This window comes from Bacillus cereus group sp. BfR-BA-01441 (assembly GCF_022663075.1).
Taxonomy (GTDB): Bacteria; Bacillota; Bacilli; order Bacillales; family Bacillaceae_G; genus Bacillus_A; species Bacillus_A cereus.
In genome coordinates this window covers 1-215 of sequence record NZ_JAKUEU010000454.1, presented here as the reverse complement: position 1 = coordinate 215, position 215 = coordinate 1, and the positions used below count along the sequence as shown (strand labels likewise).

Sequence of the window (215 nt, the reverse complement as noted above, 5' to 3'; positions counted from 1 at the left end):
TTTGCTTTGGACCTGAATTTGTATTCTCAGCAGGGTCGCTTGCTAGCTTTTGTTCTGGATTGTCAGTAGCAATTTTAGCTGCTGGGTTTTGTTCCGGATTATCAGTAACAGGTTTAGTTGCTGGGTCTTGCTCCGGATTGTCAGTAACAGGTTTAGCTACTGGATCTTGCGCTTGTTTATTAGTATCCTGTTTGGTGCCATCTTCTTTAGAGTTT

At 42.3% G+C, this 215-nt stretch carries 1 protein-coding gene; it reads right to left on the bottom strand.

Annotated features, from left to right (window positions below):
- Positions 1-215: hypothetical protein (locus tag MR107_RS31180; RefSeq protein ID WP_242293238.1), on the bottom strand; the 215-nt coding region annotated here is incomplete at both ends.